The organism is Natrialba swarupiae (assembly GCF_008245225.1).
GTDB classification, from domain to species: domain Archaea; phylum Halobacteriota; class Halobacteria; order Halobacteriales; family Natrialbaceae; genus Natrarchaeobius; species Natrarchaeobius swarupiae.
In genome coordinates this window covers 1-14,019 of record NZ_VTAW01000031.1, presented here as the reverse complement: position 1 = coordinate 14,019, position 14,019 = coordinate 1, and the positions used below count along the sequence as shown (strand labels likewise).

The following is a 14,019-nucleotide window of genomic DNA, read 5'->3' as shown; positions in this document are numbered from 1 at the left end:
GGGCCGAGTGCGGCGGACACGTCGATTGTCGGCCGCGTTCCGTCTCCGTCGAGGCACTCCTCACGGAACGGAAGCGAAGGTTTTTGCGCGCCGGAGCGCCAAGGCGGTGGTGATGACCGGAGACGATCCACTCGAGGAATCCGAGGACGGAACACCGTTACCCGACGGCGGGGCAGCAGGCGCTGACGGCGAGGGATCGAAGGTCCCTCGAGCAGACGGCGGAGCCGTCGACGACGTGGCCCTCGACCCCTGGGGATCCTCGAGCGTCTCCGACTACCGCAAACTGTTCGAGGAGTTCGGCATCGAGGAGTTCGACGAGGTACTCGAGGAGGTGCCGAACCCTCACTACCTGATGCGTCGGGGAGTCATCTTCGGCCACCGTGACTACCGCCCGGTCGCCGAGGCGATGCGCGAGGACGAACCCGCGGCCGTTCTCTCGGGCTTCATGCCGACGGGGGACCCCCACATCGGCCACAAGCTCGTCTTCGACGAGATCATCTGGCACCAACAGCAGGGCGCGGACGCCTACGGTCTGATCGCCGACCTCGAGGCCCACGCCGCCCGCGGGATGAGCTGGGAGGAGATCGACGAGCACGCCCGGAGTTACCTCCTCTCGTTGCTCGCACTCGGCTTCGACCCCGAGGAGGGGACGCTCTACCGCCAGTCCGAAAACCGGGAGGTCCAGGACCTGGCGTTCGAACTCGGCGCGGAGGCCAACTTCTCGGAGTTCCAGTCGATCTACGGCTTCGACGGCGAGACCGACGTCTCACACATGCAGTCGGTCGTCACCCAGATGGCCGATATCCTCTATCCGCAACTCGAGGAACCCAAGCCGACAGTGATCCCCGTCGGTCCCGACCAGGATCCCCACGTCCGGCTGGCGCGGGATCTGGCCGAACGGATGCGCTTTTTCAAGGTATCGAAGGCCTACGCCAGCTTCGAACTCGAGCCCGACGAACGCGCTCTCGTCGTCGAGTTATACGAGCGACTCGAGCCCGAAGAGTTCGACGACGACACCCTGCGGTGTACTCACGTCGCCGAGGCGCTCGCCGAGACGCCGCTTTCCGACCTCGAGACCGACGCGGACACCCTGAGTTCGGTGCTGACGAAACTCGAGGAAGCGGGGATGGAGCCGATTCGCCCCCGCACGCGGTTTTTCGACCGGCGAGCGACCGACGATGCGTTCGAGGCGCTGATCGACGCCATCGACGGCGAAAAGCGCGTCTACGAGAATCACGTCGACGCCTTCGATATCGACCTCGCCGAAGCCGAAGAACTGGCCCGCGAGGTCGAGGTCGACAACGGCGGTTACGGCTTCCGGCCGCCGTCGTCGATCTATCACCGCTTCATGACTGGCCTCACCGGCGGGAAGATGTCCTCGTCGATTCCGGCAAGCCACATCTCCCTGCTCGACGACCCCGAGGAGGGCTACGACAAGGTCAAATCGGCGACGACGGGTGGCCGCGAGACCGCAGAGGAACAGCGCGAGAAGGGCGGGAAAGCCGACGAGTGTCCCGTCTACGAGCTGTACGCCTACCTGCTTTCCGGCGACGACGACGAGTTCGCCAAACTGGTTTACGACGAGTGCGTCGGCGGCGAGCGCCTCTGTGGCGACTGTAAGGAACAGGCCGCCGAGCTCATGCGCGAGTTCCTCGCGGACCACCAGGAGAAACGCGCGGAAGTCGAAGGACTTCTCGAGGAGGCGGAGATCGAACTCGAGTCGTCGAGACGTCGGTAACGCGGGTCGCCGAGACGTCGGTAGCACTCGAGTCGCCGCGGTGACGAGACCACCTGCGCGCCGATTCGATGGACTCGAGCGCAACGGTGGTATCGTGGAACGTATTTTTCATCACGTAGTGACAATATCTTACCACGTCTGACGTAGATATATACGGCTGTTCGTGAAACCGTCAGCTAGGATGGTCCCCGATCCTCCCGACAGCGACGAGGGACTCCTGATCTGCGTCGACGTCCTCGGCGCGTTCGGCGTCACGTCGGCCGAGATCAAACGAGAGGGCGGAACCGACGGGCCACTCGAGGAGGTCCTCGCCGACGCACTCGAGGATGGGCGGGACCGGGTGGCGGTCCTCCGGCGGATGATCGCCCGGAGCGACCGCGGCGTCTCCTGCTCGGCGCGGTACTCCCAGGAAAGTCTCGAGTCCGAACTCGCCGGCGTCTTCGAGGCCGTCGGCTGGTCGTTCGACTGCGCGACGGCGGTCTCGCGCGACAGGCTCTCGGCGAGCGTCGTCGACCACAACGGCCGGCGACGCGAGGCGACCCTCGAGTATCCCGACTCGCCGCTCGGAACCGACAACCTGCCGGCGATCCTCGCGAGAATCGACGAGACGTTACTCGCTGGAACCGGCGCTCGATTCGTCTTGCTCTCCGACGGCGTCGATCGGTGGCGTGCGGCGCTGGTCGACGGCGAGGAATTCGAGGACCTGCTGGAACGCTACGGGGAGCGCATCGAGGCCGTCGACCGACCGCTGTTGCCCGAACACGGACTCGAGATGTACGTTCCGGCGAAGCGAGATCGTTCGGGCGCGAGAAGCGGCCAAAAGCGTTCGAACGCAGGGAGCGGCCAGGACGAACCGTGGCCAGCCTGGACGAGCGAGCGCGAGCGCGACGGAGCCGGTGTGAGGACGGGCGACCCGGAAGCGTCGGCCGAGAGTTCCCAGGCGACGCTCGACGACGTCGCGTCGTTCATCGAGGAGGCCGAATCGGGGTCTGGGTCAGAGCCCGCGTCGAACGCCCGGTCGTCGACGAGAGACGAATCCGAGACGCGCGGCGAGGGCGAATCTCGGTCACGCGAGGAGACGACGACGGAGCCGACGTGGTCGACGGCCACTGACGAGGGCGGAACCGGCGAAACCGACGGATTCGAACTCCGTGGATCGCCGACGGTGTCGCGGGTAGGCGACGAAGGCGACTCGAAGGAGACCGACGACGACACAGGTTCGCCCGGAGCCACGGGCGGTGAACCCGACGAGGCACGCGGCGAGGGATCGCCCGGTTCCGAGGAGGAGTCAACGGGATTCGGAACGCTCTCCGGGACGACGAAAACCGCCCGCGTCTCGAACGACTCCTTCGGGTCGGGCGTCGAGTGGGAGACCGAAGACGACCGCTATCGGGCGCTTGGAATGGCGCTGGGAGCGGGCGGCGCGGTCTCCGTCGAGGGCGTCCTCGAGGACGACGAGTTCCTTCCGGAACTTCCGGCGACCGAACCGAACGAAACGCGCCTCGAGTTCGACGACGAGTTCGACCCGACGGCACTGCCGAAAGCCAAGGCGACCGCCGAGGAGTCCGGGTTCGTCTGGATGGGATCGGGATCGCTCGAGACGACGCGGGTTTCCGACGGGTGATTCGGCCTTCGGTCGGCTCACGGAGCGTCGCCCCTCACGTTTTGTACCGTCGACCGATTCGTACGAACGGTTCGGCGTCGTGTGAACGAATCCCACAAGGTTTTTGCTGGACGGGCGGATTCTCACCCGTATGGTATCCGAATCCCATCCGGATCGCGTCGCCAGCAGACCACACCGGACGCAAGCGGGATTCGGCTTTTTCTTCGCGTCACTCGAGTGACGGCGGACCCGTGGGTGCCCACACCGGGCGTCCGCGGCGAAACCGTCCACAGCGCGCCGGTCACAGGCCGGCGTCGAGTCGGAACCGCTAACTGACCGCCACTCGGCCATACCAACAAGCGAATGCAACTGAAGGAATCACAGGTCGCGGTCTTAGAGACCGCGAGCGCGGACGAGGCAACGTCCGTCGACGCCGTCGCCGAGGCGACAGACCTTCCGCCCGAAACCGTCACCGGAGCGGTCTTCGAACTCGAGGAGGAGGGGCTGGTCGCCATCGAGGAACGCGTCGACGAAACGATCTCGCTCACCGACGAAGGCGTGACGTACGCCGACGAGCGACTCCCCGAAATCCGACTGTACGAGGCCGCCGTCGACGCGGGTGCGGCCGACGAACCCGCCCAGATGGGGCAGGTGATCGGCGCGTCGGGACTCGAGGGAGCAGGGGTCGACATCGCGCTCTCGAACTACGCGCGAAAGGGCTACGGCTCGATCGACAGCGGTGAGATCACCGCCGATCCGGACGCCGACTCGGCGTCCGACGCCGAGGCGAACGCCCTCGAGACGCTCGCCGACGCCGAGGAAACGGCAGCCGACGCCGTCGACGTCGAGGGTGACGTTCTCGACGGACTCGAGCGGCGCGGATTGCTCGAGCGCTCCGAGTCGACCGTCCGCGAGGTGACGCTCACCGAACGGGCCGTGACGGAACTAATGGCGGGAATCGAGACCGCCGAAACCGTCGGTCAGGTGACGCCCGAACTGTTGACCAGCGGTGAGTGGGACGAGGTCGAGTTCGCCGAGTACAACGTCGAGGCCGACGCCGAACGGTTCGAGGGCGGACGGGTCCACATCCTGCGACAGACCGCAGAGCGCGTCAAGGAGACGCTCGTCGGCATGGGCTTTCAGGAGATGGAAGGCCCCCACGTCGACGCGGACTTCTGGATCAACGACTGCCTGTTCATGCCCCAGGACCATCCAGCCAGAACACACTGGGACCGCTTCGCACTCGAGGCGCCGACCCACATCGACGACCTCCCCGACCAACTGGTGGCAGACGTCGAGCGCGCCCACCGTGAGGGCGTCGGCGAGGACGGCGAGGGCTATCACTCGCCGTGGGACGAGGAGTTCGCCCGCGCGCTCGCGCTCCGCGGGCACACGACCTCGCTGTCGACCCGCTATCTCTCCGGCGAGCAGATCGGCGAGATCGAGCCGCCCGCGCGCTTTTTCAGCGTCGAAAAAGTGTATCGCAACGACACGCTCGATCCGACCCACTTACTCGAGTTCTTCCAGATCGAGGGGTGGGTGATGGCCGAGGACCTCTCCGTGCGAGACCTGATGGGCACCTTCGAGGAGTTCTACGCCCAGTTCGGGATCACGGACATCGAGTTCAAACCCCACTACAACCCCTACACCGAGCCGAGCTTCGAGCTGTTCGGCACCCATCCCACGACCGGAGAACTGGTCGAGATCGGTAACTCGGGCATCTTCCGCGAGGAGATGTTAGCACCACTCGGCGTCGACTGTGACGTGATGGCCTGGGGGCTCGCACTCGAGCGGTTGCTCATGCTCATGTACGGCTTCGAGGACATCCGCGACATCCACGGGACGCTCTGTGATCTGAAACTGCTGCGGGAGACGGAGGTGACCTACTGATGCCCACGGTCGACATCGACCCAGACGAACTACGCGAACTGACCGGCCGCGAGGAGAAAGGCGACGAGGAACTCAAAGAGGACCTGTTCGGTCTCGGCCTCGAGTTCGAGGGACGAACCGAGGAGGGCGCGTTCGAACTCGAGTTCGCTCCCGACCGGCTCGATCGGCTCTCGGTCGAGGGTGTTGCCCGCTCGATGCGGTATCACTACGGTGATTCCCGTGGCGTGTACGTCCCCTCGACGAACGCCGCCGAATGGACGATCGTCGTCGACGACTCCGTTCCCGACGAGCGGCCGTACGTGACGGGGGCCGTCGTCAGGAACGTCGACCTCGACGAGGAGGGCCTCGAGTCGCTCATCCAACTGCAGGAGAAACTGCACGCGACGATGGGGCGAAAGCGCGCAAAGGGCGCGATCGGGATCCACGACCTGACAATGATGAAGGGAAACCCGGCGACGGAGGGGAGCCCGACGATCGAGTACGTCGGTGTTGAACCCGACGGGGATCGGTTCGTCCCCCTCGATTCCGACCAGGAGCTGACGCCCGCAGAGGTGCTCGAGGAACACCAGACCGGCCAGACCTACGCCGACCTCGTCAGCGACTACGAGCGCTACCCGGCGATCTACGATGAGCTCGGGTTATTCTCGTTCCCGCCGGTGATCAACGGTCGCCGCACGGAGGTCTCGACGGATTCTCGCGATCTGTTCGTCGAGATGACCGGCACCGATCAGTGGACGATCGACAAGATGCTCAATATTGTCTGTTACGCACTCGCGGCCCGCGGAGCGACCCTCGAGTCAGTAACGGTCGAGTACCCAGATGGCGACTCGGGCGGACGTGAACTGGTCCGTCCCGACCTCTCGACGAAGACCAAGACGGTCGCCCACGGCCGCATCGAGACGATCCTCGGCATCGATCTCGGTTCCGAGGAAGTGATCGACCTCGCGGAGCGCTCCGGACTCGAGGCGGAAACAGAAGAAAACGAGAACGGCGATCTGGTCTACGACGTCACGATCCCGCCCTATCGTGTCGACGTGCTTCATCCGTTAGACGTTATCGACGATCTCGGTCGCGCCTACGGCTTCAACGACCTCGAGCCGAAGTACCCCGACGTGGGCACCGTCGGCGGCCGCCACGAACGCTCGCGTCTCGAGGACGCCGTCCGCACGCAACTCGTGGGTCTGGGCTTCGAGGACCTGCTGAACTTCCACATGATCAGCGAGGCGGAGAACTTCGATCGACTCGAGATCGCTCCCGACGACGACGTCTACGGTGCGGGTGATCCACCCACGATCAAAGGCCCATACAGCGAGGACTACACGATGCTCCGGACGTGGGTGACGCCCTCACTGCTGATGGTCTTAGAGCGAAACACTCACCGCGCCTACCCACAGGATCTCGCGGAGATCGGCTTCACCGCCGCGGTCGACGACAGCGAGAACACCGGCGTCGCCGAACGGCGACGCGTCGGGGCCGTCCTCGCCAGCCACGAGGCCGGCTACGAGGACGCCAAGGCCCGCCTCCAGGCACTCGCGCGGCGGTTCGACGTCGATCTCGAGACGCCGCCGACGGACCACCCAACCTACATTCCGGGCCGAACGGCGAGCGTCGTGATCGACGGCGAGGAGGTCGGCGTCATCGGCGAGGTTCACCCGAAGGTGCTCGTCGAACACGACCTCGAGGTGCCCGTCGCTGGCTTCGAGTTCGACCTCGAGGCGCTGCGCTGACCAGCCGCTGGCGATTCTTTTTGAACGCAGGAACTGCCCGGTGGTGACGAGTCAGAAACGGTACCGCGAGTGAACGAAGTGAGCGAGCGGGCCGACGACTGACTCGGAGCGAGTGGAACGGGCGGAGAGGAAAGAGGAGTGCTTTTGATCGAATCTGAGCGGAGTGAAGTTCCGCGAGGTCCAAAAGAGCGCCGAGTGACCAGCGAAACAGCTGAACCCCTTGATCAACGGCAACTCGATACTCAAGCGAAACACGGCTGAACGAGCCCTGGGATAGGGTCAGAACATACGCAGACCACTCCGCGCTCTTTTGAAGATTTTGTCGAGGGTGCGCCGGGCGCACCCGCAAAGCAAAACTTCGTTCCTTAGAATTCGTGCTCGACGTCGTCCCCGTCGGCTTTCTGGATAATGATCTTGCCGTCCCGGACCCGGACGAAAACCTCGTCGCCGATGTCCATCCCCGCGACTGCGAGTTCGTCCTCGTGGAGGTTGAGGTGGACGTTGTGATAGTTGCCGTCTTCGTCTTTCGCACCGCTTGGACTCAGCTTCTTTTTCCGTACCATCGCGGGATTCTATGACGAACTTCGCCGTAGGATATACTTAAGTGTTTTCTACGATCGAACGGACAAGTGCCACGGACAACCAGTACGAACGGAATCGGGACGGAAAATACTGATACTGCGGTGGAATAGCGAACTGGGCCTACTTAAATATACCGACGCTGTCGGTCGGTTTTCGGGGATATCTTTATGTCAGGTCGTGCGCTGAATTGACACGGAGGTAAAACCATGGTACGCGAAGACGGTAAGCGAAACTTTGCACTGCGGGAATCGAACGGGGACGAGTCGAGTGTCTTCTCGGGAAACACACCACGACAGGCGGCGCTGAAAGCCGCCCGGCGGCTCGAGCCGGGTTCCAGCGAGGATGCAGCCGACCGCGTCGAACTCAAGCTCCGCGAGAAAGGGACGGACAAGGTCCATATCTACGACGGGTGGGCCTGGGAGGAGACCGCACCCGACGACAAACCCGACTGGATGCCAAGCGAGATCACGGAGGCGAACGTCTCCAAGAAAGGTATCGAACACCTGGACGAGTAATCTACGATCGCGTGCGTTTTGCGAGTTGAGGGCCGATTGGTTTCGTCGTCGGACCGTGGGGCGTCGGTAGAAACGTTCGCATGAAGCCGTGGCTGTGGTCGGAACCGCCTCGGTACAGAACGTTCCGGTCTGCCGGGATATCTGGCAATCCAGGGGTTAGCTATCGAGTGTATGCGTATTCCATTAGCGGCGAATACCTCACGAGTCCGTATGAGTCGAAACCCACGCGTTTTTGACGCCCTCGACCCAACTGCGAGGTGATGGCCGCAGTCACACTCGGACCCGAAGGGACCTACTCCCACCGGGCGACGCGCGCGATCGCCGACGCCGAAGAGATCGACTTTCGACAGTCGGTCACATCGATCGTCGACGCCGTCGCTGGCGGGGAGTACGATCGTGGCGTGATTCCGATCGAAAACAGCATCGAGGGAAGCGTCACCGAGAGCCTCGACGCGCTCGCTGAGTACGACGTCGCCGTCGTCCGCGAGATCGTCACGCCGATCAGACACGCCCTACTCGCCCAGGGCAAGGGGTTCGAGACGATCGCCAGTCACTCCCAGGCGCTCGCCCAGTGTCGGAGCTACCTCGAGTCCGAGTACCCCGACGTCGCCCTCGAGGCCGTCGCCAGCACGGCACAGGGCGTCGAGTTCGCCCGCGAAGACCCCTCCGTCGCGGGTATCGGCCACCCGGCGAACGCCGAGAACGGAAACGCCCTGGAGGTCCTCGCCGAGGACATCCAGGACCAGGACTCGAACGCGACCCGGTTTTTCGCCATCGCACCCGTCGAGGATCGCTCGACCGGTGGTGGCAAGACGACGCTCGTCGCCTACCCGAACGCGAACTACCCCGGACTGTTGCTCGAGTTGCTCGAGCCCTTCGCCGACCGGGACATCAATATGACCCGCGTCGAGTCGCGTCCGAGCGGACGGCGCCTCGGCGACTACGTCTTCCACATCGACCTCGAGGCCGGTCTCTACGAGTCCCGAACGATCGAGGCGATCGAGGAGATCGAAGGACTCTCCGAGGACGGCTGGGTTCGCCGACTCGGCTCCTACGATACCGAACACGTCGTCGACTGATCGAGACGGGTCGCCAACCGAACCGGTCCGGCCGGCAACTCGAGTCCCAACCGTTTTATCGCTGTCTGGCGGTGTCCCGGTATGGCACTCGCTTCGGGCGACGACGCACCGACCGTAACGGCACCGAACCAGGACGGTGAGGAGGTAACCCTCTCGTTCGAGGAGCCGACGGTCCTGTACTTCTACCCCCGCGACGAGACGCCGGGTTGTACAACCGAAGCCGCTCAGTTCCAGCGCGAACTCGAGAGCTACCGAGACGCGGGCGTAGCGGTCTACGGCGTCTCCACGGACGACGTGGAGTCTCACCGATCGTTTTCCGAGGCGGAGGCCCTCGAGTTCGACCTGCTCGCGGATCCCGACGCCGAACTCGCCACGGCGTTCGACGTCGACGTGCGAGATGGCGCGGCCGCACGGACGACGTTTTTCCTCGCCGACGGGGAAGTCCACGCCGCCTACGAGGACGTCGACCCGGACGGCCACGCCCGGGAGGTCCTCCGCGAGGCGTTCGAGGAAGGGATCGTCTCGTCGCCGGAGTAAGCGAGCGAATCGGGTGGATACGTCGCGGGAGATAAAACCCGTCCAGAGACGAAACAGTCAGTTCTGTCGTTCGAGTTCGGGCAGAATTTATCCCCCTCGAGGTCGTAGCTACGGCTATGCGAGGAAACCCGTTCGACGAACTCGAGGAGATGCTCGATCGGCTCAGCCGGCAGGTCGGTGAGGGAATGACCGGCGGCGGACTCCAGGTGCCGGGATCGGTTCCCGTCGACGTCGCCGACGCGGGCGAGGAGTACATCGTCACCGCGGACCTCCCCGGCTACGAGACCGACGACATCTCGTTGACGCTCTCGGAGGGAACGCTTCGACTCGAGGCGATGCGCACTCACGAGACGGAGTACGCGGAAGGGCAGTACATCCGGCGTGAGCGCACGCACAAGACGGCAAACCGGCGCATTCGACTGCCCGAGCCGGTCGAAGAGGACGAGGTGTCGGCAGGCTACGAAAACGGCGTTTTGACGATTCAGCTCCCGAAAGTCGGCGGGGGCGAGGAGTCGAGGCAGATCGACATCGAGTGATCGGACGGGCGCGGTGACGTCCTTGATCGGGTTCAGGCGACCCCCGCGAGTGGCCGCGACTCTGGCCAACAGCGTCGTCGCGCGCAGTTCGGCCCGATGTGGTAGTGCTTTTACCCCATCCGACACTACGGGGAGCCATGAGCTACGACCCGCAGGAACTCGAGGCCGAGTGGCGCAGTCGCTGGGCCGAATCGGGGCGGTACGAGGCTGACCCCGACGGGCGAGACCTAGACGATTCCACGTTCGTGACGGTGCCGTACCCGTATCCGAGCGGCGGGATGCACATCGGACACGCCAGGACGTACACCGTTCCGGACGTCTACGCGCGGTATCGCCGCCAGCAAGGCGACAACGTGCTCTTTCCGATCGGCTGGCACGTCACCGGCACGCCGATCATCGGTGCCGTCGAGCGTCTCAAGAAAGGCGAGGAGGATCAGCTGTCGGTCCTGCGGGATACGTACAACGTCTCCGAGGACACCCTCGCCGACCTCGAGACGCCGATGGGCTACGCCCGCCACTTCATCGAGGAACACTACAAGCGGGGAATGCAGCAGCTGGGGTTGTCGATCGACTGGCGTCGAGAGTTCACGACGAACGACGAGCGCTACTCGAAGTTCATCACCTGGCAGTACGAAACCCTGAAAGAGCGAGGGCTGCTCGAGAAGGGGCTGCATCCGGTCAAGTACTGTACCGAACAGGAGAACCCGGTGACGACCCACGACTTACTCGAGGGCGAGGACGTCGAGTACCAGGAGTACACGCTCGTCAAATTCGAGTCCGGCGAGACGGTCTTCCCCATGGCGACGCTCCGTCCCGAGACCGTTCGCGGAGTCACGAACGCCTACATCGACCCCGAGGGCGAGTACGTCGAGGCGACGGTCGACGGCGAACGGTGGGTCGTCTCCCTCGAGGCCGTCGAGAAACTCGAGCTACAGGACCACGAGATCGCGGTCGAACGCGAGGTCGCGGGCGAAGAGTACGTCGGCGAGTCCGTCACGAACCCGATCACCGGCGACGAGGTGCTCGTGCTCCCGGCGTCGTTCGTCGACCCCGACAGCGGGACGGGCGTCGTGATGTCCGTGCCGGCCCACAGCCCGGACGACTACCTCGCGCTCGAGGAGGCGAAAGCCGACGCACAGCGACTGCGCGAGTACGGTATCGATCCGGCCAACGTCGAGGCCATCGAACCGGTTCCGATCCTCTCGGTCGACGACTACGGCGAGATCCCGGCGAGAGACGCCGTCGAGTCCCACGGCATCGACTCCGCAGACGACCCCGACCCGAAGGCGGTCACCCAGGAGGTCTACAACCGGGAGTTCCACCAGGGCGTCCTCTCCGAGGAGTACGGCGAGTTCGCCGGCGAGGTCGTCGAGGACGTCCGTGAGGAGCTGAAAGCCCACTTCCAGACACAGGGCGAGTTCGCGGCGATGTACGACTTCCCCGAGCCCGTGATCTCGCGGGCCGGCGGGAAGGTCGTCGTCGCCGAACAGGAGACCTGGTTCCTGCGGTACAACGACGAAGAGTGGCAAGCGAAGACCCTCGAGGCGGTCGAGAACCTCGAGGCGATTCCGGAGACAACCCGCGAGCAGTACACCCACACCGTCGACTGGCTCGAAGAGTGGCCCTGCATCCGCAACTACGGCCTCGGGACGCGACTGCCGTGGGACGACGAGTTCGTCATCGAACCCTTATCGGACTCGACGATCTACATGGCCTACTACACCATCGCCCACCGACTCGAGGACGTCCCGCCGGAGGCGATGGACAGGGCGTTTTTCGACACCCTGTTTTACGGCCCCGAGGCCGCGGACGACCCCGACGAGCGCGCACTCGAGTTACGCGAGGAGTGGGAGTACTGGTACCCCGTCGACTTCCGGTGTTCGGCGAACGACCTGATCTCGAATCACCTCACCTTTTTCCTCTATCACCACGCCGAGCTGTTCGAGAAGTCGGAGTGGCCACAGGGGATCACCAGCATGGGCATGGGCCTCCTCGAGGGCGAGAAGATGAGCTCCTCGAAGGGCCACGTCGTCCTCCCCGACGAGGCCATCGACGAGTACGGTGCCGACACGGTGCGCTTTTTCCTGCTCAACAGCTCCGAGCCCTGGCAGGACTTCGACTGGCGCGCCGAGGAGGTCGGCTCGACGCGCGATCAGTTATCCCGATTCTGGAACCGCGCACTCGAGGTTATCGACGCCCCCGACGGCGAGCGCGACCTCGAGACGATCGATCGCTGGCTGCTCGCGAAGCTCCAGGAGACCGTGCGCTCGGTCACCGACGCGATGGACCGCTTCGAGACCCGAACCGCAAGCCAGCAGGCGTTCTACGGCTTCGAAGAGTACCTCAAGTGGTACCGTCGCCGCGCCGACCTCGAGCGCCCGGGCGCTCGGTGGACGCTCCGGACGGTCCTCGAGACCCGTCTGCGTCTGCTCGCGCCGTTCGTCCCGTTCCTGGCGAACGAACTCCACGAGCGCCTGACCGGCGAGTCGGCGGAGGACGTCCCGTGGCCCGAACCCGTTCCGGAGTTCGAGGACTCGACGATCGTCGTCCAGGAGAGACTGGTCGAGGACGTCCTCGAAGACGTTCGCGACATCGTCGACGTCACCGACACCGATCCGGAGACGGTCCGACTCTACGTCGCCGCCGACTGGAAACGCGACGTCCTCGAGACCGTCATCGACGTCGGTCCGAACCAGGGCCAGGTGATGGGCGAGGTCATGCAAAACGACCAGCTGCGCGAGAAAGGCGACGCCGTCAACAGCCTCGTCGGCGACCTCGTCTCGTTCGTCCGCGAGCACGACGACGACACCCTCGAGACGCTGGCGTCGGTCGACGAGCAGTCGGTCTACGAGGAGGCCGCGTCGTTTTTCGCCCGCGAGTTCGATGCTGACGTCGAGGTCTACGGGGAGAGCGCGGCGCGACGCGCCGCGGAAGAAACGAGTAGCGCGGAACGAAGTTCCGCGGACAGTCGAGCGGCAGAGCCGCGAGACGGCGGCGACGACGAGGAACCGCGAGAAGACGCCGGCCCGGTGGACCCCGACGGGAAAGCGAGTCAGGCCGAACCGTTCCGGCCAGCGATCCATCTCGAGTAAACTACCCAACCCGACCCGTTCTCTAACTCTCTTTGGCGTTTTCCAGCCAGCAGGAGGGTCGTCGATTCCACCAGTGATAGCTCGAATCACCGACAATCCGATTCGCCGGGCGTGAACGAGCCACGGCCGAACTTATTATCGTTCGTCGACTAACCGACCCGTGACTCGTTCCGACGGCCCACCCGCGAGCCGGGACGACGCTCCCCGTACCCCGGAGCCCCCGTCTCGAGGAGACATTGCCACCCTCCTGCTCTCGGCGACGGGCGAGATCCTCGGGGTAACCGAATCCGTTACCGAGCGGACGGGGTATTCGGCGGAAGATCTCCGCGGAACGCCGCTCGCGTCCATTCTCTTGGACGTTCCCGACGCACTCGAGGCGGTAACCGACCGTGACGTCGGAAACGACGGGGACGCCGGAGTTACACCGACGTCGTGTTCGCTCGCGATTCGGACCGCCGACGGCGACGTCGCCGCGTTCGACGGGCGACTCGAGCGCCTCCCGCGTGACGGAACGGACGACGTGGTCGTCGGAACGCTCCACTGGCGACCACGGTCCCGAGCCGGCGGTGAGACGGTTCTAGCAGTACTTCCGGGGTTTAGTTCCAGCAGCTGTTTTTCGGCGTAGAACACGTCTATTGACAGAATGAAAGAGACGAAACGTGCTCAGGCGGAAGGGCTACAGTTTCTCAGCAATTACTGTTCAGCATTCACGACTCGGTT

At 64.5% G+C, this 14,019-nt stretch carries 11 protein-coding genes; 10 read left to right on the top strand and 1 reads right to left on the bottom strand.

Annotated features, from left to right (window positions below; translation table 11 throughout):
- Positions 1–112 precede the first annotated feature (112 nt).
- The 4 genes from FYC77_RS17240 (at position 113) to pheT (ending at position 6,958) form a co-directional block, all read left to right on the top strand.
- Positions 113–1,738: a tryptophan--tRNA ligase gene (locus FYC77_RS17240; protein ID WP_149082738.1), complete on the top strand. Its 1,626-nt coding sequence runs from the start codon at positions 113–115 to the stop codon at positions 1,736–1,738.
- Between the two features lie 181 nt (positions 1,739–1,919).
- Positions 1,920–3,362 (top strand): ICP22 family protein, encoded by a 1,443-nt coding sequence (locus FYC77_RS17235; protein ID WP_149082737.1) that lies wholly within the window; start codon positions 1,920–1,922, stop codon positions 3,360–3,362.
- Between the two features lie 342 nt (positions 3,363–3,704).
- On the top strand, positions 3,705–5,231 hold the full coding sequence (pheS, locus tag FYC77_RS17230) for a phenylalanine--tRNA ligase subunit alpha (protein ID WP_149082736.1): 1,527 nt from the start codon (positions 3,705–3,707) through the stop codon (positions 5,229–5,231).
- Positions 5,231–6,958 carry a phenylalanine--tRNA ligase subunit beta gene (gene pheT / locus FYC77_RS17225; RefSeq protein WP_149082735.1) on the top strand — a complete coding sequence of 576 codons (1,728 nt, stop codon included), beginning with the start codon at positions 5,231–5,233 and terminating at the stop codon, positions 6,956–6,958. The genes pheS and pheT overlap by 1 nt, the downstream gene beginning before the upstream one ends.
- Before the next feature lie 365 nt (positions 6,959–7,323).
- Here the strand turns inward: pheT and FYC77_RS17220 are convergent, their stop codons facing one another.
- Positions 7,324–7,521, bottom strand: coding sequence for a hypothetical protein (locus tag FYC77_RS17220; RefSeq protein ID WP_149082734.1), 198 nt, complete (start codon positions 7,519–7,521; stop codon positions 7,324–7,326).
- Between the two features lie 225 nt (positions 7,522–7,746).
- On the opposite strand from FYC77_RS17220, the gene FYC77_RS17215 reads away from it, so the two are divergent.
- The 6 genes from FYC77_RS17215 to FYC77_RS17190 all read left to right on the top strand — a co-directional run bounded on the left by FYC77_RS17215 (position 7,747) and on the right by FYC77_RS17190 (position 13,924).
- On the top strand, positions 7,747–8,055 hold the full coding sequence (locus FYC77_RS17215) for a non-histone chromosomal MC1 family protein (RefSeq protein ID WP_149082733.1): 309 nt from the start codon (positions 7,747–7,749) through the stop codon (positions 8,053–8,055).
- Positions 8,056–8,315: 260 nt separating this feature from the next.
- Positions 8,316–9,134: a prephenate dehydratase gene (pheA, locus tag FYC77_RS17210; RefSeq protein ID WP_149082732.1), complete on the top strand. Its 819-nt coding sequence runs from the start codon at positions 8,316–8,318 to the stop codon at positions 9,132–9,134.
- An 81-nt stretch (positions 9,135–9,215) separates the two neighbouring features.
- Positions 9,216–9,671, top strand: a complete 456-nt coding sequence (locus tag FYC77_RS17205) for a peroxiredoxin (protein ID WP_149082731.1) — start codon at positions 9,216–9,218, stop codon at positions 9,669–9,671.
- A 116-nt stretch (positions 9,672–9,787) separates the two neighbouring features.
- Entirely contained in the window at positions 9,788–10,207 is a 420-nt protein-coding gene (locus tag FYC77_RS17200) for an Hsp20/alpha crystallin family protein (RefSeq protein ID WP_149082730.1), read from the top strand.
- Positions 10,208–10,344: 137 nt separating this feature from the next.
- Positions 10,345–13,299, top strand: a complete 2,955-nt coding sequence (gene leuS, locus FYC77_RS17195; RefSeq protein ID WP_149082729.1) for a leucine--tRNA ligase — start codon at positions 10,345–10,347, stop codon at positions 13,297–13,299.
- A 160-nt stretch (positions 13,300–13,459) separates the two neighbouring features.
- Complete coding sequence (locus tag FYC77_RS17190) at positions 13,460–13,924, top strand: PAS domain-containing protein (RefSeq protein ID WP_149082728.1); 465 nt, start codon at positions 13,460–13,462, stop codon at positions 13,922–13,924.
- Positions 13,925–14,019: the final 95 nt, after the last annotated feature.